Origin of the sequence: Lacinutrix sp., assembly GCF_037625555.1 — a bacterium.
Lineage (GTDB): Bacteria > Bacteroidota > Bacteroidia > Flavobacteriales > Flavobacteriaceae > Lacinutrix.
Genome location: NZ_JASJHV010000082.1, coordinates 20,154 through 42,301, shown reverse-complemented (window position 1 = coordinate 42,301; position 22,148 = coordinate 20,154). Strand labels below are relative to the sequence as shown.

Annotated in this window: 24 protein-coding genes and 1 pseudogene; 9 read left to right on the top strand and 16 right to left on the bottom strand. The window is 31.4% G+C overall.

Annotated features, from left to right (window positions below; all coding sequences use genetic code 11):
• The first annotated feature begins 189 nt into the window (after nucleotides 1-189).
• Nucleotides 190-798: a superoxide dismutase gene (locus QNK89_RS07255; protein ID WP_340170355.1), complete on the top strand. Its 609-nt coding sequence runs from the start codon at nucleotides 190-192 to the stop codon at nucleotides 796-798.
• 311 nt (nucleotides 799-1,109) lie between these two features.
• Here the strand turns inward: QNK89_RS07255 and QNK89_RS07250 are convergent, their stop codons facing one another.
• Both QNK89_RS07250 and QNK89_RS07245 read right to left on the bottom strand, forming a co-directional pair.
• A complete protein-coding gene (locus QNK89_RS07250; RefSeq protein ID WP_340170354.1) occupies nucleotides 1,110-3,008 on the bottom strand; it encodes an amidophosphoribosyltransferase in 1,899 nt (632 codons plus the stop codon).
• A gap of 85 nt (nucleotides 3,009-3,093) precedes the next feature.
• Nucleotides 3,094-4,023 (bottom strand): PfkB family carbohydrate kinase, encoded by a 930-nt coding sequence (locus QNK89_RS07245; protein WP_340170353.1) that lies wholly within the window; start codon nucleotides 4,021-4,023, stop codon nucleotides 3,094-3,096.
• 201 nt (nucleotides 4,024-4,224) lie between these two features.
• Between QNK89_RS07245 and QNK89_RS07240 the strand changes: the two genes are divergently transcribed.
• Nucleotides 4,225-4,806 (top strand): hypothetical protein, encoded by a 582-nt coding sequence (locus tag QNK89_RS07240; protein WP_340170352.1) that lies wholly within the window; start codon nucleotides 4,225-4,227, stop codon nucleotides 4,804-4,806.
• A gap of 432 nt (nucleotides 4,807-5,238) precedes the next feature.
• Here QNK89_RS07240 and QNK89_RS07235 read toward each other — a convergent pair whose 3' ends face one another.
• The 3 genes from QNK89_RS07235 to QNK89_RS07225 are packed head-to-tail and all read right to left on the bottom strand — an operon-like array spanning nucleotide 5,239 to nucleotide 7,284.
• Nucleotides 5,239-5,880 (bottom strand): ribonuclease H family protein, encoded by a 642-nt coding sequence (locus tag QNK89_RS07235; protein ID WP_340170351.1) that lies wholly within the window; start codon nucleotides 5,878-5,880, stop codon nucleotides 5,239-5,241.
• A gap of 47 nt (nucleotides 5,881-5,927) precedes the next feature.
• Complete coding sequence (locus QNK89_RS07230) at nucleotides 5,928-6,725, bottom strand: hypothetical protein (protein WP_340170350.1); 798 nt, start codon at nucleotides 6,723-6,725, stop codon at nucleotides 5,928-5,930.
• Nucleotides 6,718-7,284 (bottom strand): phosphoribosylglycinamide formyltransferase, encoded by a 567-nt coding sequence (locus QNK89_RS07225; protein ID WP_340170349.1) that lies wholly within the window; start codon nucleotides 7,282-7,284, stop codon nucleotides 6,718-6,720. Before QNK89_RS07225 ends, QNK89_RS07230 begins: the two co-directional genes overlap by 8 nt.
• 182 nt (nucleotides 7,285-7,466) lie before the next feature.
• Here QNK89_RS07225 and QNK89_RS07220 point away from each other — a divergent pair, with 182 nt between their 5' ends.
• From QNK89_RS07220 to pyk, 5 genes are all read left to right on the top strand, one after another.
• Nucleotides 7,467-7,700, top strand: coding sequence for an acyl carrier protein (locus QNK89_RS07220; protein WP_340170348.1), 234 nt, complete (start codon nucleotides 7,467-7,469; stop codon nucleotides 7,698-7,700).
• 11 nt (nucleotides 7,701-7,711) lie between these two features.
• On the top strand, nucleotides 7,712-8,962 hold the full coding sequence (gene fabF / locus QNK89_RS07215; RefSeq protein WP_340170347.1) for a beta-ketoacyl-ACP synthase II: 1,251 nt from the start codon (nucleotides 7,712-7,714) through the stop codon (nucleotides 8,960-8,962).
• Nucleotides 8,963-8,971: 9 nt separating this feature from the next.
• The gene (gene rnc, locus QNK89_RS07210; protein WP_340170346.1) at nucleotides 8,972-9,715 is read left to right on the top strand and encodes a ribonuclease III; all 744 of its coding nucleotides are present in this window, start codon (nucleotides 8,972-8,974) and stop codon (nucleotides 9,713-9,715) included.
• A 148-nt stretch (nucleotides 9,716-9,863) separates the two neighbouring features.
• Nucleotides 9,864-10,352, top strand: a complete 489-nt coding sequence (locus QNK89_RS07205) for an IPExxxVDY family protein (RefSeq protein ID WP_340170345.1) — start codon at nucleotides 9,864-9,866, stop codon at nucleotides 10,350-10,352.
• The gene (pyk, locus tag QNK89_RS07200; RefSeq protein WP_340170344.1) at nucleotides 10,352-11,779 is read left to right on the top strand and encodes a pyruvate kinase; all 1,428 of its coding nucleotides are present in this window, start codon (nucleotides 10,352-10,354) and stop codon (nucleotides 11,777-11,779) included. Before QNK89_RS07205 ends, pyk begins: the two co-directional genes overlap by 1 nt.
• Nucleotides 11,780-12,018: 239 nt before the next feature.
• Here pyk and dinB read toward each other — a convergent pair whose 3' ends face one another.
• Nucleotides 12,019-13,119, bottom strand: coding sequence for a DNA polymerase IV (gene dinB / locus QNK89_RS07195; RefSeq protein WP_340170343.1), 1,101 nt, complete (start codon nucleotides 13,117-13,119; stop codon nucleotides 12,019-12,021).
• A 43-nt stretch (nucleotides 13,120-13,162) separates the two neighbouring features.
• Here dinB and QNK89_RS07190 point away from each other — a divergent pair, with 43 nt between their 5' ends.
• Nucleotides 13,163-13,630: a CYTH domain-containing protein gene (locus QNK89_RS07190; RefSeq protein WP_340170342.1), complete on the top strand. Its 468-nt coding sequence runs from the start codon at nucleotides 13,163-13,165 to the stop codon at nucleotides 13,628-13,630.
• Between the two features lie 71 nt (nucleotides 13,631-13,701).
• Here QNK89_RS07190 and QNK89_RS07185 read toward each other — a convergent pair.
• The 7 genes and pseudogenes from QNK89_RS07185 to QNK89_RS07155 form a co-directional block, all read right to left on the bottom strand.
• A pseudogene (locus QNK89_RS07185) lies at nucleotides 13,702-13,964 on the bottom strand (LysM peptidoglycan-binding domain-containing protein); the annotation flags it as partial.
• Nucleotides 13,965-14,476: 512 nt separating this feature from the next.
• Nucleotides 14,477-15,439: a hypothetical protein gene (locus tag QNK89_RS07180; RefSeq protein WP_340170341.1), complete on the bottom strand. Its 963-nt coding sequence runs from the start codon at nucleotides 15,437-15,439 to the stop codon at nucleotides 14,477-14,479.
• An 11-nt stretch (nucleotides 15,440-15,450) separates the two neighbouring features.
• Nucleotides 15,451-16,413 (bottom strand): DUF6175 family protein, encoded by a 963-nt coding sequence (locus QNK89_RS07175; RefSeq protein ID WP_340170340.1) that lies wholly within the window; start codon nucleotides 16,411-16,413, stop codon nucleotides 15,451-15,453.
• Between the two features lie 11 nt (nucleotides 16,414-16,424).
• On the bottom strand, nucleotides 16,425-16,952 hold the full coding sequence (locus QNK89_RS07170) for a hypothetical protein (RefSeq protein ID WP_340170339.1): 528 nt from the start codon (nucleotides 16,950-16,952) through the stop codon (nucleotides 16,425-16,427).
• 2 nt (nucleotides 16,953-16,954) lie between these two features.
• Complete coding sequence (locus tag QNK89_RS07165; protein WP_340170338.1) at nucleotides 16,955-18,262, bottom strand: hypothetical protein; 1,308 nt, start codon at nucleotides 18,260-18,262, stop codon at nucleotides 16,955-16,957.
• A gap of 65 nt (nucleotides 18,263-18,327) precedes the next feature.
• Nucleotides 18,328-18,825 carry a hypothetical protein gene (locus tag QNK89_RS07160; protein WP_340170337.1) on the bottom strand — a complete coding sequence of 166 codons (498 nt, stop codon included), beginning with the start codon at nucleotides 18,823-18,825 and terminating at the stop codon, nucleotides 18,328-18,330.
• A gap of 45 nt (nucleotides 18,826-18,870) precedes the next feature.
• Complete coding sequence (locus QNK89_RS07155) at nucleotides 18,871-19,143, bottom strand: hypothetical protein (protein ID WP_340170336.1); 273 nt, start codon at nucleotides 19,141-19,143, stop codon at nucleotides 18,871-18,873.
• 131 nt (nucleotides 19,144-19,274) lie between these two features.
• On the opposite strand from QNK89_RS07155, the gene QNK89_RS07150 reads away from it, so the two are divergent.
• Nucleotides 19,275-20,276 carry an NAD(P)H-dependent glycerol-3-phosphate dehydrogenase gene (locus QNK89_RS07150; protein WP_340170335.1) on the top strand — a complete coding sequence of 334 codons (1,002 nt, stop codon included), beginning with the start codon at nucleotides 19,275-19,277 and terminating at the stop codon, nucleotides 20,274-20,276.
• Nucleotides 20,277-20,300: 24 nt separating this feature from the next.
• Here QNK89_RS07150 and QNK89_RS07145 read toward each other — a convergent pair whose 3' ends face one another.
• The 3 genes from QNK89_RS07145 to QNK89_RS07135 are packed head-to-tail and all read right to left on the bottom strand — an operon-like array spanning nucleotide 20,301 to nucleotide 22,133.
• The gene (locus QNK89_RS07145; RefSeq protein ID WP_340170334.1) at nucleotides 20,301-20,696 is read right to left on the bottom strand and encodes a hypothetical protein; all 396 of its coding nucleotides are present in this window, start codon (nucleotides 20,694-20,696) and stop codon (nucleotides 20,301-20,303) included.
• Between the two features lie 24 nt (nucleotides 20,697-20,720).
• The gene (gene pheS, locus QNK89_RS07140) at nucleotides 20,721-21,740 is read right to left on the bottom strand and encodes a phenylalanine--tRNA ligase subunit alpha (RefSeq protein ID WP_340170333.1); all 1,020 of its coding nucleotides are present in this window, start codon (nucleotides 21,738-21,740) and stop codon (nucleotides 20,721-20,723) included.
• A gap of 36 nt (nucleotides 21,741-21,776) precedes the next feature.
• A complete protein-coding gene (locus QNK89_RS07135; RefSeq protein WP_340170332.1) occupies nucleotides 21,777-22,133 on the bottom strand; it encodes a hypothetical protein in 357 nt (118 codons plus the stop codon).
• Between the last annotated feature and the right edge of the window lie 15 nt (nucleotides 22,134-22,148).

Genomic DNA, 22,148 nt, shown 5'->3' with positions numbered 1-22,148 from the left:
CAAGATAAAAACAATTACCATGAAGCGTATTGAATTTTTCATTTTTTAAGAGGAAAATCTAAGACATTTTTTAACTGCTTGTTAAAGTATTATTAAAACAAAAGACTTAGCCGGATTTAAATTTTTAATTGATTTGTTAAAGTGTTAAATTTACAAACAAAGAATTATTAACCTAATACACAAAAAATTATGGCTTTCGAATTACCGAAATTAAAATACGCATACGATGCTTTAGAACCAAATATAGACGCTCGTACAATGGAAATACACCACTCTAAACACCACAATGGTTATACATCTAAATTAAATGCTGCTATTGAAGGAACAGATTTAGAAGGAAAAACAATAGAAAACATCTTAACTAATCTTGATATGGATAACAAAGGTGTTAGAAATAATGGAGGTGGTTTTTATAACCACTCTTTATTTTGGGATGTAATGAACCCAGAAGGAAAAGGACGTTTGTCTGGAGATTTAAAAGACGCTATTGAAGCTGCTTATGGTTCTGTAGATGCTTTTAAAGATGCTTTTAGCAAAGCTGCTTCAACACAATTTGGCTCTGGTTGGGCTTGGTTATGTGTACACAAAGGTGGTAAGGTTGAAGTGTGTTCTACACCAAACCAAGATAACCCATTAATGCCAGGTGTAACTTGTGGAGGAATACCAATTTTAGGTTTAGATGTTTGGGAACACGCTTATTATTTAAACTACCAAAACAGAAGACCAGATTACATTAATGCATTTTTTAATGTTATTAACTGGAATGAAGTAGAAAGAATATATGCCTTAGCAAAATAGGCTAAACACTTAATATTTGATTAAAAGAGCTGGTTTAACTAGCTCTTTTTTTTGGTATAAACCGAGTAAATACAGCCTAAATTTAAAGATTTTGGTAAATAAAAAAGGTGAACGAAAGTTTACCTTTTTTGCCCCAAATCTACCATGAACTTAACCTACTTATGTTATGGTAAGCTCTAATATAGTAAAGTGTTTTTATTAAAATTGTTTTTTTAGATAAATGGTAAATATATCTTCTGAATTACAAATACCGAAATTGTAGAATAATTTGATATTCAACAAAATAAAAACACAAAAGTATCTAAAAAGTACTAGTATGCTCTCTCTTTATTACCCTCATAAAAATTAATAAATGCTCGATTTACCACTCTGTTTCCACCAACTGTTGGATAGTTTCCAGTAAAATACCAATCTCCTAAATGATTAGGACAGGCTTTATGTAAATTCTCGACAGGTTGAAAAATAATTTCTACTTCAGCATTCACAGACTCATCACTTAACAATTCTGAAATTTTAGCAGAAATCTCTTCGGTAGTAAATTGGTTATAAATTTCGTTTACAAAGTTTTTTACGTCTTTATCTGCTAAGTTTTCTTGTGCTTTACATTTATGATAAACCGTTTCAACCAAATCATATTTATTATTATCCTTTAAAAGAGCTAAAGCTGCATTAAAAGCAACCAAAGTTTCTAAATTGGCCATATCTATACCATAACAATCTGGAAATCGTATTTGTGGTGCAGAAGAAACAACTACTATTTTTTTAGGATGTAATCTATCCATCATTTTAATAATACTCATCTTTAAGGTTGTACCACGAACAATACTATCATCTATAATAACAAGGTTATCTGTAGGTTTTATAACTCCATAAGTTACATCGTAAACATGGGCAACTAAATCGTTTCTACTACTATCTTCAGTAATAAACGTTCTTAATTTAACATCTTTTATGGCTATTTTTTCAATACGCGGTCTTTCTTTTAAAATGTCAACTACTTTTTCTTTAGACAATTTTCCGCCTCCAGATAAAATGGCTTTTGTTTTACGCTCATTAAGGTATTCTTCAACCGTTTCAATCATTCCATAAAATGAAGTTTCGGCAGTATTTGGAATGTAGGAAAACACAGAGTTAGCAGTATCATTACCAATAGCTTTTAAAACTTTAGGCATTAATAATCTACCAAGCATTTTTCGCTCTTGATAAATTTCGGCGTCACTTCCTCTAGAAAAATAAATACGCTCAAAAGAACATGCTTTACGTTCTAATGGTTCTAGAATTTTAGTAATTGAAACGTCGCCAGATTTTTTAGTTATAATAGCATGACCAGGATCTAATTCTTTAACATCATCAAAGGCAACATTAAATACTGTTTGTATTACTGGACGCTCTGAGGCGACAACAACAATTTCATCATCCTTATAATAATAAGCTGGTCTAATTCCTGCTGGATCTCTTAATACAAAAGAATCTCCATGTCCTAGCAAACCAGCCATTGCATAACCTCCATCCCAATTTTTTGCTGCTCTTTTTAAAATTTTAGCAACATTTAAACGCTCTGCAATTAAAGGAGAACAATCGCTTTTTTTATACCCTTCTTTTTTTAATTTCTTATATATTTTACTAACAGCATCATCAAGAAAATGACCTATTTTCTCCATAATCGTAATGGTATCTGTATATTCTTTTGGGTGCTGCCCAAGTTCTACTAAACTGCTAAATAACTGCTTAACATTAGTCATGTTAAAATTCCCAGCAAGTATTAAGTTTCTATGCTGCCAGTTATTTTGGCGTAAAAACGGGTGAACACTTTCTACACTGTTTTTACCAAAAGTACCATAACGAACATGACCTAAAAGCACTTCGCCAATGTATGGTATATTGCTTTTTTGAAGCGCTACACTATCGTTATATTCTGGGTTAGCATCTAACTCATTATTTATGCGTTCGTTAATTTGAGCAAAAATATCTTGTATAGGTTGCTGTGCTATAGAACGTACTCTACTTATGTAACGTTCTCCTGGTTTGGTATCTAATTTAATACTTGCAAATCCTGCACCATCTTGACCACGATTGTGCTGTTTTTCCATCATTAAATACATTTTATTTACTCCGTAAAATGCGCTTCCGTATTTTTCTTTGTAGAATTCTAATGGCTTTAAAAGCCTAATGTGTGCAATTCCGCACTCGTGTTTTAAAGCATCACTCATTGTTGTTGTGTTGTGAGTTAATTAGATATTATATTTTTTATATATGAAATAAAAAACGCGCTCAATAATTGAGCGCGTTTTAATATTAGTTTATTTCAATTTCAAATTGTGTTAAGTCTTTAAACTGTTGCAAGCGTTCAAATATTTCTTTATCTGTTAATGTTAACATGCGTTCTGTACCAAATTTCTCTACACAAAACGAAGCTAATGCCGAACCGTATATTACTGCATTTTTCATGTTTTCAAAAGAGATATTTCCTGTCTTTGCTATGTAACCTGCAAATCCACCTGCAAAAGTGTCTCCTGCTCCTGTAGGATCAAAAACTTCGGCTAGTGGTAAAGCAGGAGCGTAAAACATATTACCTTCACTAAATAGCAAAGCACCATGTTCTCCTTTTTTAATCACTACATATTTTGGTCCCATTTTATGAATTTTCTTAGCAGCGTTTACTAGTGAATATTCTCCAGATAATTGTCTTGCTTCTTCATCGTTAATAGTAATAACATCTACGTTTTTAATTACTGAAAGCAAATCGTCCATTGCAATATCCATCCAGAAATTCATGGTATCTAAAATAGCCAATTTTGGTTTTTTAGACATTTGGTCTAAAACACTTTGTTGAACTAAAGGATGTAAATTTCCGAGCATTAAAATATCTGCATCTTTATGGCTTTCTGGCACTACTGGAGTGAAATTTTCTAGTACATTTAGCTCTGTTGCTAAGGTATCTCGAGAATTCATATCGTTATGGTATTTACCACTCCAAAAAAACGTTTTACCTTCTTTTACAACTTCAATACCTTCTATACTTATTTTTCTTTCTGTTAAAAGATCTAAATATTCTTGTGGGAAATCGCCACCAACAACAGACACTGCTGCTGCATTAACGTTATCGAAATTTGCGGCAGAAAAACCTATATAAGTGGCTGCACCACCTAGTATTTTATCGGTTTTACCAAATGGTGTTTCAATAGCATCGAAAGCTACTGTACCTACTATTACTAATTTACTCATGTAAAAGTTCTTAAATTAAAGTGCAAATATAGGTTTTTTAGTCTCTTTTTTTACAATTTACTTTCTTAATAAAATTGAAAAACGATTCAGTTAATCTTACAGATATTAGCAATTCACTTATAAAAAAGGACGGTTCACTAGTCTTTATTTTTTTTGAAGCTCTAAATGGTAGATGTTTGCTTTGAATTAAAAAAAATGAAAATGAAAAAATTTAAAAAGGCAGTTATTTATGCTTTAATACTTACTGTTGTGATTAATGGTTTTGGATTTTTTATAGGTGCAATTAATTCTAGCTTAGATTCTATGATTATTGAATTTAGAAAAATAGCTCGAATAAGTATTCCTCTATTTTTTATTCCTGCATTTTTGTCAATAATGTTTTATAAAAAAGATGTTTTTAGTAAAGTTTTTAAAGGTTTAAAACACTTTTTAATACCTATAATAATTTCCTTTATAGCTGTATATTTACTTGTCTATTTCAACCTGTCATCTAGCAAAAAAATATCTATTGGAGCTCTACATAGAGTTGCGCGATCTAACGCCTTTCTATCTTTAACAATTTTTATCTTTAGTTCGTTTATTATTTATCTTAAAAATTCAAATACACAAAAGAAAATAAACGTTGTAAATTTGCGTCCTTCCTTAATTAAGGTCTTTCTTGTTTTCTTTTTAGTAACTACTGCTTTTAATATTCTGCTTTATTTTATGGGCAATTCAAGCTGGACAGGTATTGGTGTTGTTTTAAGAATATTTGTTTCTGGATCATTAATAAAGAAGATTTAGAAAAAGCAATCCAAAAAGCAAATGACTTTTATAAAAATGAAAAAGAGCTTATTGCGCTAAAAGAAATTATTGAAAATGAAAACATACAAGTCTACAAATCTGAATTTGCAGTAAGAAAAGGCAAAAAGATTAAAATAATTAATACCGAAAATATTCGTTGTTTTTATAGTGAAGGTAATGCAACTTATTTAAAAAGTGACACTAGTAATTATATTGTAAATGATGCGCTTCTAAGTTTAGAAGCTAAGTTAAATCCAAAAGAATTTTATAGAGTAAACAGAAAGTTTATTATTAATTGTGAAGCAATTAAAAATGTAATATCTTATAACAATAGTAGATTTAAAATCGAATTAAAAGCCTTTAATGAAAGTGAAATTATTGTGAGTAGAGAGCGAGAAAAAGATTTTAAATGCTGGTTAGAATACTAGTTTACTACTTTCTCCCAAAATCTGCAGGTATTTCTCCCCAAGCTTTAGTTTCCCATTTTACAATAGTTGTTTTGTAGTCGTTTTCTTTTAACCAAGTAACCGCACGTTCCACTAAATCGTAAACAGGTTTGTTTTTAGTATTACGCTCTAATTTACTATTGCATGTTTTTTTTCTAACCCAACTCATAGCTGTCCTCGAGTCTGTATATATAATACGATCGCTATCATGTTTTTTTAAAAAACTTAAACCATGAACAAGCGCTAGGAACTCACCAATATTGTTTGTGCCTTCTGCAAAAGGGCCTTGTATAAATAATTGCTTTTTAGATTTTGTATCTACACCTCTATATTCCATAATTCCAGGATTTCCGTTAGAAGCCGCATCTACTGAAATAGAATTGTAGTTTGGTAAACCAATTTTTTTTAGCTGGTCTTTGGATAGCTCACTTTTAAAAGACTTGTTTTTCCCTATATAATCAAAATAATTACCATTTAGAGCTTCTTTAGCCGCATCAAAAGTTGCAAAAGATTTGTATTGTGCACCTTCGTAGTCTTTAATTAAAGACTTACAAGTATTCCAAGAATCAAAAACACCAGTTTTATGTCCTTTCCAAATGGTGTAATATTTTTTCTTTTTTTTACTCATATATAGGTGATTATGCTAAATTTCCTTCTGTAAAGACAAATATATATTTAACAAAAAGCATTAATAATTGTTTCCATTCTTTTTACATCTTCTAAACATACTAATTTAAGTGTTTTTATAAACAGATTATCATCCATTATTTCAATTTCTAAATCTTTATTTGGAAGAATTTTACTCATAATACTGTTAATTATAATAATATTGTGAGATTTTTTAATTGTAAAACATTCGTAGTCTTTTAATTGTATTTCGTCATCATTTCGTATAGAATCTGAAAACTTTTCAAAAGATGATTTCTCTCTAAAAACATAATGTCCATTAATTGAATCTATTTTAATCCATAACATTAAGTGAGATTCTATATAATCTTCTCTGTAATATTTAGAACTATGAATTTCTGGAGCAGGAACAAAAATATAACTGTTTTCAAATTTAAAAGAATTTGAATAAGACCAATCATCGTAACTGGTTAGAATTTTAGTGCTATTTAGTGTTTCAATTTCAATATCCTTAAATTCAATAGTTCTAAAGCGAGTACTTTTTCTCAAGTAATTAAGTGCAATTTCTGCTTGCTTTTCACCTTCTGTTGGAATTTTATCTAATTCTTTTTCAGAAAGTGTTCTAAATCCGTTGTTATGAGAAAGCCAAACACCACTTTCTGCTTCTTCTAAGGTTAATTTAGTTCCAGATTCAGGATCAATAATATATCTATCCTCTAAACTTTTTTTTAATTTTTTTTCGTTTTCAGTTTCTAAAAAAGGTTTTCGTGCTATTGTAGTATATACGCTCCAAACTAATAGAGATAATCCTAAAGTCATTAATACCGTAATTAAAAAATCAATCATTTAAAAGCTTTTCAATCACCTCAGGAAAATATTTTATTTCCAATTCATGAATTTTAGCAGCAATATCTATGGCAGTATCTAGCGTTTTCACCTCGCATTTTGCTTGAAAAATAATCGCTCCTTCATCATAATGTTCGTTTACGTAGTGAATTGTTATGCCTGTTTCGGTTTCTTTTTGGTTAACAACTGCTTCATGAACATGCATTCCATACATACCTTTTCCACCAAATTTTGGTAGCAAAGCAGGATGCACATTAATCACTTTATCAGGGAAATGTTTCAATATATTTTCAGGAAATTTCCAAAGAAAACCAGCAAGAATAATTAAATCTGGATTGGTAGATTTTAAGATATTTAGCACATCTTTAGTTTCTGTAAACGCTATTTTATTGAATGATAATGCACTTATTTTCAGTTTTTTACAGCGTTCTAAAACTTTGGCATGCGGATTGTTAGTTAATACTTGAATAACAGACGCATTGTCGCTATTTTGAAAAAACCTTATTAAATTTTCAGCATTACTTCCGCTTCCGGACGCAAAAATTACTACACGTTTCATTTTCTAGTATTCAATGTTAAATCTTCAAACAAAAAAAAGAATAAATATTAACAATTAAAGGCTAAAACTGAAATACCTCGAAATTAATTATTAACTTTCAAAGTCTTTTTTAATAGAAAGATGAGTTTTAAAATAAAGTTTTTTATTTTTGTCTCTTAATTAAAACTAAAAAAATTAAAATTATGTCAGACATTGCATCAAGAGTAAAAGCGATAATCGTAGACAAATTAGGTGTTGACGAAAACGAAGTTGTAACAGAAGCTAGCTTCACAAACGACTTAGGAGCAGATTCGTTAGACACTGTTGAATTAATTATGGAATTCGAAAAAGAATTCGATATCCAAATTCCAGACGACCAAGCAGAAAACATTGCAACAGTTGGTCAAGCTGTATCATATATTGAAGCTTCAAAATAAGCACTAATATTATGGAACTTAAGCGAGTTGTAGTTACAGGTCTTGGCGCACTTACACCAATTGGTAATACCAAAGATGAATATTGGGAGGCTTTACTTAAAGGTAAAAGTGGTGCTGCGCCTATAACTTATTTTGATACTGAAAAGTTTAAAACAAAATTCGCTTGTGAGTTAAAAAACTTTGTCGCCACCGATTTTCTAGATAGAAAAGAGGCGCGAAAAATGGACAGGTTTACGCAGTACGCAATGGTCGCATCTGATGAGGCCATTGCGGACTCGAACCTTAATTTAGAGACCATCAACAAATTAAGAGTTGGTGTTATTTGGGGAGCAGGAATTGGAGGTATTGAAACATTTCAAAACGAAGTATTAAACTTTGCAAAAGGAGATGGTACACCAAGATTTAATCCATTCTTTATTCCAAAAATGATTGCAGATATAGCCCCAGGAAACATTTCCATTAAAAATGGATTTATGGGACCTAACTATACAACCGTATCTGCTTGTGCATCATCTGCAAATGCAATGATAGATGCTTTAAATTACATTCGTTTAGGACATTGCGATGTTATTGTTACAGGAGGAAGTGAAGCCGCTGTTACTATTGCTGGAATGGGCGGATTTAATGCTATGCATGCATTATCAACAAGAAATGAAAGTCCAGAAACAGCTTCTAGACCTTTTGACGGAACTAGAGATGGTTTTGTTTTAGGTGAAGGTGCTGGAGCAATTATTCTTGAAGAATATGAGCACGCAAAAGCAAGAGGTGCAAAAATTTATGCTGAAGTTTTAGGTGGAGGCATGTCTAGCGACGCTTACCACATGACAGCTCCACATCCAGAAGGAATAGGCGTAATTGCAGTTATGAAAAACTGTTTAGAAAATGCTGGTTTAAAGCCTGAAGATGTAGATCACATTAACACACATGGAACATCTACACCACTTGGTGATGTTGCAGAACTTAAAGCAATTTCAGAAGTTTTTGGCAATCATGCTAAAAACATCAATATTAATTCTACAAAGTCAATGACTGGCCACTTATTGGGTGCTGCTGGTGTTATTGAGTCTATAGCTTCTATTTTGGCAATGGAACATGGTATTGTACCTCCAACAATTAATCATACTACTATTGACGAGAATATAGATTCTAGTCTAAACTTAACACTTAACCAACCTCAAAAACGCGACATTAAAGTAGTAATGAGTAATACCTTTGGTTTTGGTGGACATAATGCATGTGTATTATTTAAAAAGCTAGATTAATATATTCGGATGAAACGCATTCGAAACATATTCTCAAAACATAAAGTAGAAAGAGGAGAATTTTTCACCACCATTTCAAAAATTATAGGCTACAAGCCAAAAACGATTAAACACTATAAAACAGCGTTTACACATCGTTCTATGAATATTAAAAATACTAAAGGCCATGTTATAAATTATGAGCGTTTAGAATTTTTAGGTGATGCTATGTTAAGTGCAGTAATAGCTCACCATTTATACATGGAAGTACCAAGTGGAGATGAAGGTTACTTAACAAAAATGCGCTCTAAAGTAGTAAGTAGAGCACATTTAAATGCACTTGGTCGCGATTTAAAACTTTTAGATCTTGTAGAGAGTAAAATCCCTAAAGGCCAATTTGGAGATAACATTCATGGCAACTTATTCGAATCTTTAGTAGGAGCTATTTATCTAGATGGTGGCTATATAACTTGCGAAAAATTTATTTATAAACGTGTTATTACACCTTTTGTAGATATAGAGCAACTTGAAGGCAAAGTAATTAGTTACAAAAGTTTACTTATTGAATGGTGTCAAAAAGAAAAAAAGACTTTCGATTACAACGTGTATGAAGATACAGGAAACGATAATATTAGACATTTCTCTGTAAAATTATCTATAGATAGTAAAATAGTATCCAAAGGTCGAGCTACTTCTAAAAAGAAAGCCGAAGAAAAAGCATCAAAACGTGCCTTCTTTGTTTTTCAAAATCAAATTACTAAAACTTTATTATAATTCTCTCTAGTTTTTTGCACTTAAAACAGAACTAAGCAAAACTATAACGTTTTCGTATTAAGTTCTTGTTAAGATTAACAAAACTAGGCACTTCAATTCATTTTAAATACTATATTTACAATTGGTTCAAAGTAGATATGGTGTTAATATGGCAATTAATAAACTTGTTTTAAATGATTTTTTAGAAGAAGAAAAGTTTTCTCTAATTGGTATTCATTGCACAATAGACGATTATCGTTTAGCTTTTTTACTTAACAAAGCTTTAGATATAAAGCTAACAAGACTGGACTTCGATATAGACAATAACAACCAACAGGCTAATTTTTCTATTTTCGAATGGGAAGACAGCTCGCAATTTAAAACATGGAATTTAGTATCCAATACTTGTAAAGTAATTAGCAACCAAATAGAGAATACTTTAAATTCACTATTTAGCCAAAATCCAACTGTAACGAAAACACACCATTTAGTTCCAGAATATGGTAAAGCAAATTATCTGCTAAAAATAGATAATGAATGCCTTACCAATAATGAAAAACTTATTTTAGAAAAAATACTTAAAATAGATCAAGTTATTACAGCTTACAGCATTGCGCAAGAAAGCTTAAAATCTAAAGATCAACTAATATTTAACTAATGTTATCAACAAAGAAGACTAAAATAGTAGCGACCTTAGGTCCTGCAACAAGCTCAAAAAAAGTTTTAAAAGCAATGTTAGACGAAGGTGCTAACGTTTTTAGAATTAATTTCTCTCATGCAGATTATAAAGATGTTAAAGAACGTGTACAAATGATTCGTGAATTAAACGAAGAATTTGGTTATAACGCTTCCATTCTTGCAGATTTACAAGGCCCTAAATTACGTGTAGGAGTAATGAAAGGAGAAGTAATAGTAAATCCAGGAGATGAGATTATTTTTGCTACTGGTAAGCGTTTTGAAGGCACAAAAAAACGTGTTTACATGACTTACGACAACTTTCCACAAGATGCAAAAAAAGGCGAGCGTATTCTTTTAGATGACGGAAAATTAATTTTCGAAGTTGTATCTACAGATAAAAAAACAGAAGTCAAAGCAAAAGTTATACAAGGTGGACCATTACGCTCTAAAAAAGGTGTAAACCTACCAAACACAAATATTTCTCAACCTGCATTAACAGAAAAAGATATTGAAGATGCAATATATGCTTGCCAACTAAAAGTAGACTGGATGGCATTATCTTTCGTCCGTCATGCCGAAGACTTAATGGTATTACAAGAACTAATAAAAGAGCATAGCGAACATAAAATACCAATTATTGCTAAAATAGAAAAACCAGAAGGTGTTGCAAACATCGATAAAATTGTAGCCTATTGCGATGGTTTAATGGTAGCTAGAGGAGATTTAGGAGTAGAAATTCCTGCCGAAGAAGTACCATTAGTACAAAAGCAATTAGTTTTACGCGCAAAAAAAGCTAGAATCCCAGTAATAATTGCCACACAAATGATGGAAACCATGATAGATAGCCTTACGCCAACACGTGCAGAAGTTAACGATGTTGCAAATTCTGTAATGGATGGAGCAGATGCCGTAATGTTATCTGGAGAAACAAGTGTTGGTAAATATCCAGTAGAAGTTATAAAACAAATGGCAAGTATAATACTCAGTGTAGAAGACAGTGATTTAATAAAAGTACCACACGAGCCACCTACAGTTAGAACAAAACGTTACATAACAAAATCTATATGTTACCATGCTGCTTTAATGGCAAACGAAATTAACGCTAAAGGAATCTCTACATTAACAAATAGTGGCTACACAGCCTTTCAAATTTCGGCTTGGAGACCTAAATCTCACATATTTGTATTCACTTCAAACAAACGCATATTAACACAACTTAACCTGCTTTGGGGAGTTAAAGCATTCTTTTACGATAAGTTTGTAAGCACAGACGAAACCATAGAAGATGTAAACAAATTGGCACAAGAAATGGGTTATCTTAAAAAAGGAGACATGCTTGTAAGCCTAGCAGCAATGCCTATTCAGGAAAAAGGAATGGTAAATACACTAAGGATTACGGAGATTTAGTAGACAGTAATTAGTCCTGCTTAATAAAAATATTTTGGGCGTTTGCAAGCAACACGCTTTCCTACTCACTCTCTGCGAGGAGCTTAAAACAAACCGTTTAATCGCTAACACAAACTAAAAACAGTTATTATAAATTAAGGCCAGTTACATTTTTGTAGCTGGTTTTTTGTTTAATAATTATTCTATTAAGTTAGAGACTTTTAAGATAAGTTGGGCTATTTTGTTAGAAGGTCAAATATTTAAAACCCAAACTTCAACTGCACACTAACACTGTTTTGTTCTACTTTTTTAACCTTTTTTTCAGTATTTAAATTAGACAAAGATATACCTAAAAGCCGTACAGAGTTATTCATTTTTTCTTGGTATAATAAATCTTTGGCAGTCTCTAAAATCACATCTTTATCTGCCATAAAGTAAGGCAAGGTTTTACTGCGAGTCTGTAAAGTAAAGTCGCTGTATTTTATTTTTAATGTTATTGTTTTTCCAGCTACTTTACTTTTATTTAAACGTTTAGAAACCTCTTCTGCTATGTACTCTAGTTTTTCTAGCATGAAAATTTCTGAAGAAAGGTTTGTATTAAAAGTACGCTCTGCTGCTAAGCTTTTTCTAATACGATTAGGCTTTACATCGCTATTATGTATTCCTCTAACTATGTAATAATAGTATTTACCAGATTTTCCAAAGTTTGTTTCTAAAAACTCTAAAGATTTAGATTTTAAATCTAGTCCTGTAAAAACACCTTTTTGGTACATTTTTTCTGCAGTTACTTTACCAATCCCATGAAATTTTCTAATATCTAACGCTTCTAAAAACAGTAAAACTTCTTCTGGATTAACTGTTTTTTGTCCGTTAGGCTTATTATAGTCACTAGCTACTTTAGCAACAAATTTATTAATAGAAATTCCTGCAGAAGCAGTTAAACCTACCTCTTTAAAAATACGCGTTCTAATCTCTTCTGCAATAAGCGAAGCACTTGGATTGCCTTTTTTGTTTTCGGTAACATCTAGGTATGCCTCATCAAGCGATAAAGGCTCTACCAAATCTGTATAGTCTAAAAAAATAGCTCTAATTTGTTTAGAAATTTCTTTATAACGTTCAAATCTTGGTTTTACAAATAATAATTCTGGGCACAAACGCCTAGCTTTAACACCACTAATTGCACTACGTACTCCAAATTTTCTAGCCTCGTAACTTGCTGCACTTACAACACCTCGATTTCCACTTCCACCTACTGCTAGAGGTTTTCCTGTAAGTTCTGGATTATCCATTTGTTCTACAGATGCGTAAAACGCATCCATATCTACATGAATTATCTTTCTTATAGGTAAATTGTCTAGCATGATGTAAATTTAGGCATTAAATATAAAATGAATCCTTTTAATTATGATAGAAATTGAACGTAAGTTCTTAGTAAAATCTCAAGATTTTAAAAAAGACTCTCACAAAAAATATAAGATAGTTCAAGGCTTTTTAAGTACCAATAAAAAAAGAACCGTTCGTGTTAGGCTTAAAGGAGAACAAGGTTTTTTAACTATTAAAGGCAAATCTTCTAAAAACGGGTTATCGCGTTTTGAATGGGAAAAAGAAATTTCTAAACAAGAGGCAGAATCGCTTTTAAGTATTTGTAAAAAAGGCATGATAGATAAAATATGCTATGAGGTTACAGTAAAAAACCACACTTTTGAAATAGATGAATTTTTGAAAGACAATAAAGGATTAATAATTGCAGAAGTTGAGTTAAACTCAGAAAAGGAAAGTTTTGAAAAGCCAAACTGGTTAGGAGAAGAGGTTACAGGAGTGCTTAAATATTATAATTCCCAACTAAGCAAAACACCTTTTTGTAAATGGTAATAACTTATAACTTGGTTTAAAACCAAAAAAAACCGCAACTTACGTTGCGTTTTTTTATTTTACTTTTAGTTCTAGTCTAAAGCAGGAATACGTAATACTTGTCCTGGATAAATTTTATCTGGATGCTCATGCATTGGCTTATTTGATTCAAAAATTACTGGATATTTCATGGCATTACCATAAAAATTCTTTGCAATTTTTCCTAAAGTATCTCCACTTACAACAGTATAAAACTGAGCTTCTGGTTCTACATTCTCAACTGTCATTTTTCATCAACAGTAGCAATACCATTACTGTTACCAACAACTAATATCGCTTTTTAGCGTATAGCTTGACCGTAAGGTTATTAATAACAGCTACAGACCTTATAATACTCTGATTGGTTGTTGTATAAAGATTCCAGCGCGCACCATTATATTCTAATAATCCTTTATTATTAGCAACATATATGTATTCATCAGTGCCTTGACTGATGGACCAATTTTGATCATCGGCACCATAATCTTTAGGCACAAACCTTTCAATTGGAGGAAATTCTTGACCGTAACTACTAATTAATGTTAGGAAGCTGACTAAGCATAGTGTTGTTTTAATAAATATTTTTTTGGATACATGTAGTGTGTGTGTAGAATTTCTGTTAAGGTAACAAATAGTTTTCAAATACTATAAACAATGATCTTTCTCCTTGTCTACAATAAAGATGTATAGGTTTTTTTTAATAAGAAATAAAAAAACCCAATCTTATGATTGAGTTTTTTTGTGCACCGCATTGAGTTGTTTTAGTAAATAAAGAAAATCAAAAATTATTTTTAGTCACTAATTTAAGAGATTGAATTTATTTTAGAATTACCACCATCCTCTGATATTGTAAACAACCTTTGGTTGATTTCTAGCATACGCAACACCAATGTCGCGAGCAGATTTTATAGATGCTTTTTGAATATCAACATTATCTTGTTGAATCTTCATTTTAAAATTCCATTCACGTTTATCTAATTCATTTATTCTTTTTGCAATTACATTAGAAAAACTTAAGGCGTCCTTGTAACATGATGAAGTAGGATCAATTTTTCCAAGATAAACAGATGCATTTTCCGCAGCATCGGCGTCTAAACTTATATTCCATGCATTCTTGGCTTCTGCAAAATCAAGTTTACATTGACGGTCAATTTGTTTTTGATAAAGTGGCCCGACAGAATTCATCGCTTTTTCATAACAATCTTTACTGACTTCAGGGATAGAAGTTAACGTAGCAATTGCAGCATCAAAGTCATTTTTGTTTGCTTGCATTTCAGCTTTCTTTAAAATAAAATCACATTTATCATTATAATATTGTATGATTTTAGTTTTCCCATTATTTATAAAATTCTGGAAGATAGGATTTCTTGTTTTAATTTGTTTAAGAGCGGCAATGTAGGCTTTTGTGTCGCTATTACCAACTCCTTTGACTGTAATGGTTTCTGAACTAAAAAGAGTGCCTTCAACACCATCACCAATGTAAAAGTTTATCTCTAGAGTTAAAGCAACTTTTTTCGGAGGACCAGGAAGTATTTCTTGAAACAAAACGGAAATGTTTGGTGTTATAATAAACCTGGAGTTTTGTGTTCCACCCAAACCATTCATCGTTACAATTTTACTCAGTTTGTTTTTTAATAAATTTTTAGCAGCACTTGGCAAACCATCAATTTGCTCTGAAACAAATGTAGAGAGCTGAATCCTTGCTAAATCGTCAGTTTTACCAAGATTGTTTTGACCAAAAGAGATGCATACGCAAAATAAAGGCACAAAAATTTTTAATAAATATTTCATTTTAAATAATATTATTTAGAACCTAAATAAAGTTTAACTTCACCTAGTCCTACAGTTGTTAATTTGTTTTCAATTCCCATACCTGAAAGGTATTTACTTAAATTTTTCGCCCAAGTTCTGGCATCAAGACCCCTAACTCTTCCTTTCTTTTCGTAGGTCATTGGAATCCTAACTTGTTCAAAATTCATCATGGTAGCTTCTGCATCCATAGTTGTAAATGCTCCACCAACAGTATTATCCTCCATCCACTCTTCAATTAAAAATCCTAATTCGTCATCTCCAAAATCTTCTGATTCTAAATCGTATTCCCAATCATCCCACACACGAATTCCAACAGCACATTCTCTACCTTTTTCAAACCATCTTTCAAATGCAGTTTGAAGTTCCGCCAAAAACGCATCAATATGAGAAGCAACTGCTTCTTCTAATAATACAGGTAAAGGACTAGAAAAATCTGGCGCACCAGTTCCTGACGCTTGAGCAATTTGTTTACCAGTATAAGAATCTATTGCTTTTAAAATAAAAGTAACCGCTTTTTCCATTCCATCATCATTTACTGTCCACCCCAATTTTAAAATTATATCAGCTTTAGCAACTTTTTTTAGAGCATCTATTGGAGACTCTGCAACTTCAGCACCACCATATTTTGATGATCGCATTGCTTCTTCAGCAGCTGCGCTTTCAATTTTGTCTAGCTGGCTTTTTAGATTTTTAGCATCAAAATCTCTTTGACTTAACATACCATTAATCTGAGTGATAACTAAATCTAAGTCTGTATCACGTTGTAATGCAATTCTGTAAGAAGGAATATCTTTCACAACACCTTGATTGTCGTATGACTCAGAATAATTATTATTGTAACACCAATTATCAGCAGGTACTACCATTAATGTTGGTTTTTTTGCTTGAGAAAAGGATACACTAACGAAAAGTAATGATACTATTAATAAAAGTTTATTTGTTTGATTTTTCATTATTTATATTTTTAAAAGCCACTACTAAGAGACTTAATTATATTTTCTTTTTCTAATTTTTTTCTTAGAAGACCAACGTTTACTGTCACTAGTGAACCAATACGGAATTTTTTCTTTCCAAGTTTTTGTCTATCAGTGACCTCATCTACAATATTTACGTATTTAGCAAAATTGTTTGGATCATTCCTTTTTACGCTTGCAAAAAACTCTTTAAAAAAATCTTCGCGTTCTGTTTCCAAATTAATTGATCTTGCTAGTGCAGGCTTTTGCTTACACTTTCTTCCTTGAGCATTTACACCTTGAAAAATAATTGCATGTACAGCGTTTTTCTGAGCTTGAACACCAGCAAGTCTCTCATCCATTACAATTGAGAAAACTTTTAGCGTGTATGTGCCACCAGCTGCTTCTCCTTGACATTCTATAGAATAATTCCATTTAGCAGTCTCTTTGTCAGCCTTTTTCCTTTTACGTTTAGATTGTGCATCAGCAGAACCAATTGAAATTAATAATATTCCAATAAAAATTAATAAGTTTTTCATATTTATTTCTTTTGCATAATTAACATTCCTGTACTTAGTTTTTTAGCTTTACCTTTAAATAGGGTTTTATTAATATCTTGAGTATTTTCTTCATCAGCCCCAAAACGATTATCCCAAATTTGTTTTTTGTCAACTTTAATTGTTGCAATTTTTTTGTATCCAATCATTTCATATGTTTCTGGATCAGCAATTTCTTCGAGAACTTCAAAACTTTCTCCTCCTTCTAAGCCTTCTTTCATACCAATCTGAGCAAAAATCTTACCGTCCTCAATAATAATGGGTGATTTAGGTTTAAAAACTTCGTATTTTTTTTGAAGTTTTGAATAAACTTTATCGAGATTACGTACTGTAGATAATTCAATAATCTGCTGTTCTGTTCTTTTTTCTTTCAGTGAGAATGTAACTAAACTGGTTGCTTTTTCATCTCCAATAAACTCAAAATTAATGTCTAAAGCAGATAAATCAACATTTTCCCCATTCTTTTTTGACTTGAAAAGTTTTTTAAATTTAGCGTATGTCTCGTCAGTCCAATCCAAGCGATATAACCATGCAGTAGTCCAGACAGAATAACCCTCTCTAGTTTTTGTGTATGTTTTTTCAGAGGCTTTTAGTGCAAGATCCCTAGCCATTCCTGATAACTTATTAGCTGCTGCATCTGAAACACCCTTTATTACTAATGCAACAGCTTCATTTGATACAAAATTTAATTTAGTAAAAACAACAAATGTATTTTTGATTAAATTTACACCTGCATTTTTAAGTTCACCAACACCCCTTACGGTTGTTCCAGCTACTTTTTTATCTTTTTCACTAGCACTGTATGCACCTCTTTCTTTGATGAGGTTAGACCAATTGTAGTTTTCTTCGTCAAATTGATCTAAAGCAAACCATTTACTAACCATTTCAAAAGGTAATTTTTTTGATGCTATAAATTTGTCTAATTCAAATTTAACTTGAGAGTTGTCAGCTATTATTCCTGCAGTTGCATCACTAGCTGCTCCGCTTATTAATTTTCCAGCCCCACTTTTTTTAATTCCTAGTTTTTCTATTTCATCATCTGATAACTTATAATCTGATAAGTTAAGAGAATTTAAATCAATTCTATGATCGTTATATTTATCCGGAAATGGCCATGATTGATATGCATTTGCTACAATGTCTGAATTTTCGAAAGCATCTCCGATAATCAATATATTATGGAGTGAACTCCTTTGGTAGGTTGGCATTTCTTCTACCTTCTTTTGAGCTAAAGTTGCTGAACTAGCTGATAAAAAAACTAATAGCAATAAAATTTTTTGATTTGTTTTCATGTGTTAACGTGTTTGTTATAATTTAATATAAAATTAAGTAAAAAATATCATTTATATGGCTCATATTAAAAAAAATTTGCAGCAGTAGCTTCTGCAGCTTCTTCAGCATCTGGTTCTACTACTGTTATTGCGTTTCCTTGTTTAAGCTGTCTTTCCCATATACCTAAAACTATAGTATATGGTCCTTCTGTAATTTGTCCTGGCCCATAATTACCTGTATAATCCCAATATAAATTATTTGGGTTCATACCATTTGGGTCTTGAGAGCTTCTAAATGTATTATCATTTCCACCAGATAAAAACTGTAAAAAGTTTTCGTTATCAAACTCATTTAATGCGCCATAATCACTAGTATATGTTTTTTCCCATGCCTCATATTTTTGCATGAAATACTGTATGTTATCATAAAAAACATAATCGTAATCAAAATTATAACGCTGGTATCCATTTAAAAAATAAGAAGTATCGTTAAATGGGTTGTATAACTCTATAGTATTATTATCTATTTGGTATACATCAAAGCTGTCATAACCATCTATATCGTGATCTATGTCTATAATCATGTTATAGGCATTATAATAACCAATAGGTATGCCAAAACCGTTTCCTTAACTTCCTATACCAACTAAATTATTGTAACCATAAAGTGTTCCATTTCTAAAAGAGACTGTAAATGCAATTTGTAAAAAAGGAGATTCATCATAACCAATGGTTTCATTAATGTCTACATACCATAACTTATAAGAATTTAGTAATTGATTAATTGTTAATCCTTGTGGTACATTATTTACATAATCGTCTTCTACTATAACTTCTGTATAGCAAGAGGTTAATAAAGTTGCTATTAAAGCAAATACTGAAAGTAATTTTACTGTCTTCATAATCGTTTCGTTTTAAGGATTGATATTATATAGCATTTAAAAGCTATGCCAAAGTAATTAACAAACTGTTTAACAGTGTTTTAATAACAATTAATAATTGCGTAATTTTGTTATTATAATTGAAAAATTTTATGCGCAAAAAATTAAAATACGCTGTTTTTGGATCTGGAAGTTGGGCAACCGCTATAGTAAAAATGCTTTGTGAGAATAAAGAAGAAGTTGGCTGGTATATGCGAAGTGTTTACACAAAAGAACATTTATTAAAAGAACAACACAATCCTGAGTATTTAAGCTCTGTAGAGTTTCATCTTGAACAATTAAAATTAAGTAACGATATTAATGAAATGGTTGCTTACGCAGATGTTTTAATCTTTGTAATTCCATCTGCTTTTATAAATGGAGAGCTTAAAAAACTAAAACTTGAACTTAAAGATAAAATTATAGTAAGCGCAGTTAAAGGTATCGTTCCAGAAACAGGATTGCTTTTAGGAGAACATTTTCATGAGCATTTTAACGTGCCATTTGAGAATATTGTTGTTATTGCTGGACCTTGCCACGCAGAAGAGGTTGCTTTAGAAAGGCTTTCTTACCTCACCATTTCTTGTGCAGATGCGTTGAAAGCGCAAGCTGTTGCAGATGCTTTGTCTTGCGATTACATAAAAACTAAAACTAGCGACGATATTATAGGTACAGAATATGCCGTTATGCTAAAAAATATTTATGCAATTGCTGCTGGTATTGCACATGGCTTAGGTTATGGTGATAATTTTCAGAGTGTGCTAATGAGTAATGCTATTAGGGAGATGAAGCGTTTTATTAAGAAAATGCATAAAATGAAACGTAATATAAACAACTCTGCCTACTTAGGAGATTTACTAGTTACAGGTTATTCTGTGTTTTCTAGAAACCGTATGTTTGGAAACATGATAGGTAAAGGCTACACTGTAAAATCTGCTCAAATGGAAATGAGTATGGTTGCTGAAGGTTATTATGCTACTAAAAGTGCTTTTTTACTTAACGAAAAGAACCTAAAAAAAACAAAACTACCAATAATTACTGCTGTTTATGCCGTTTTATACGAAGGTAAAGACGCAAAAAAAGTGTTTAAAAAACTTACTGATAAGCTGGATTAACCAAATTTCTCCTGTGAAGGAGTGTTATTTTACTAAAACACCACGCGCTTCCATTAACGATAAAGGCTGTAGAGCTTGAAGATTAATAGTGTTTTTTCTAAAAGTATATGTTTTATCGAACATCTTATTGTTTTCAAAAAAAGTAACTTTAAATTGATTGTTTAACGCAAATAAGTCTTCTTGCATTAACTCTATTTTTGCATAGCTTTTTTTAGGAAGTAGGTCTAATTTCTTTCTAAAGATTGAAGTCATTTTATCTTCAGTATAGCCACTTGTAACAATTAAAACCATCTCTAAATCAACGTCTTTGTCGTTAATGATATAAGCGTTCCAATCTTGGGTTTTATATATGTCATTATACTCGTTTACAATAGCTATATAAACGTCTTTTACTACAGGTATTTGGATGTCTTTTTTCATCTTATTTTTTTGATAAGAATCTAATTATATAGAAGATTTAAACTGCTCTAAAAACCTAACATCGTTTTCGCTTAACAAGCGTATGTCTCCAATTTGATGTAATAACATTGCTATACGATCTATACCAACTCCAAAAGCAAAACCAGAGTATTCATTAGCATCTATGCCACAATTAATTAATACATTTGGGTCTACCATACCACAACCACCAATCTCTAACCAACCTGTTCCTTTGGTGATTTTATAGTCGGTTTCTGTTTCTAATCCCCAATAAACATCTACCTCAGCACTTGGTTCTGTAAAAGGAAAGTAAGATGGTCTTAATCTTATTTTAGCTTTACCAAATAACTCTGTTGTAAAGTATTGTAAGGTTTGTTTTAAATCTGCAAAGCTTACATCTTTATCTATATATAATCCTTCTAGCTGATGGAAAAAACAATGAGATCTTGCTGAAATTGCTTCGTTTCTAAACACACGACCAGGTGAAATAGTTCTAATAGGAGGCTGATTGTTTTCCATATAACGTACTTGTACAGAACTGGTGTGCGTACGCAATAATATATCTGGATTTGTTTGAATAAAAAACGTGTCTTGCATGTCTCTTGCAGGATGATATTCTGACAAGTTTAATGCTGTAAAATTATGCCAATCGTCTTCTATTTCTGGACCTTCACTTACATTAAAACCTATTCGAGAAAAAATATCTATAATATCGTTTTTTACAATAGAAATAGGATGTCTTGCTCCTAAAGAGACAGGTTGTCCTGGGCGAGACAAATCGTTAACAGATTCTGTGTCGTTGGTTGTGTTTTCTAACTCTTCTTTTAATGTATTAACTTTATCTTGAGCAGTCGTTTTTAGTTGGTTTATTACTTGACCAAATTCCTTTTTATGCTCGCTCGCAACATTTTTAAATTCAGAAAAATAGTCGTTAAGTAAACCTTTTTTACCTAAATATTTTATTCTAAAGGCTTCAACCTCTTCTTTAGATTGGGCTTTAAAGCTTTCTGCTTCTGCAATAAGTTCTTTAATTTTATCTATCATAGCGTCATTATAAAATGATGGCAAATTTACTAATTTCTACTTTATATACTCTGTTTCAATAAAGTAATTTACAATGGCTTCTTTCATTAAAACACTTTGTTCTCCTGCTTTTAAAGTTGGCAATTGCTCTTTAGAAATGTAATGAGGCCAACCGTCTTCGTCAACAAAATCGAACTCGTAATAGCCATAAGGAACCAATAATTTACATATTGCAATATGCATTAAATCTAATTTATGATCTTTTTTAAACTTACGATCTAATTGTCCTAATTCTTGTATTCCTATTAGGTAAATAATTGCATCTAAGTCAAGTACATCTCCTTCTGCAAAATGCTTAGACAACTTATCTACAACCAGTTTCCAGCGCTCTTTTAATTCTTCGTCTCTTGCCATAATAATTTTAAAGTC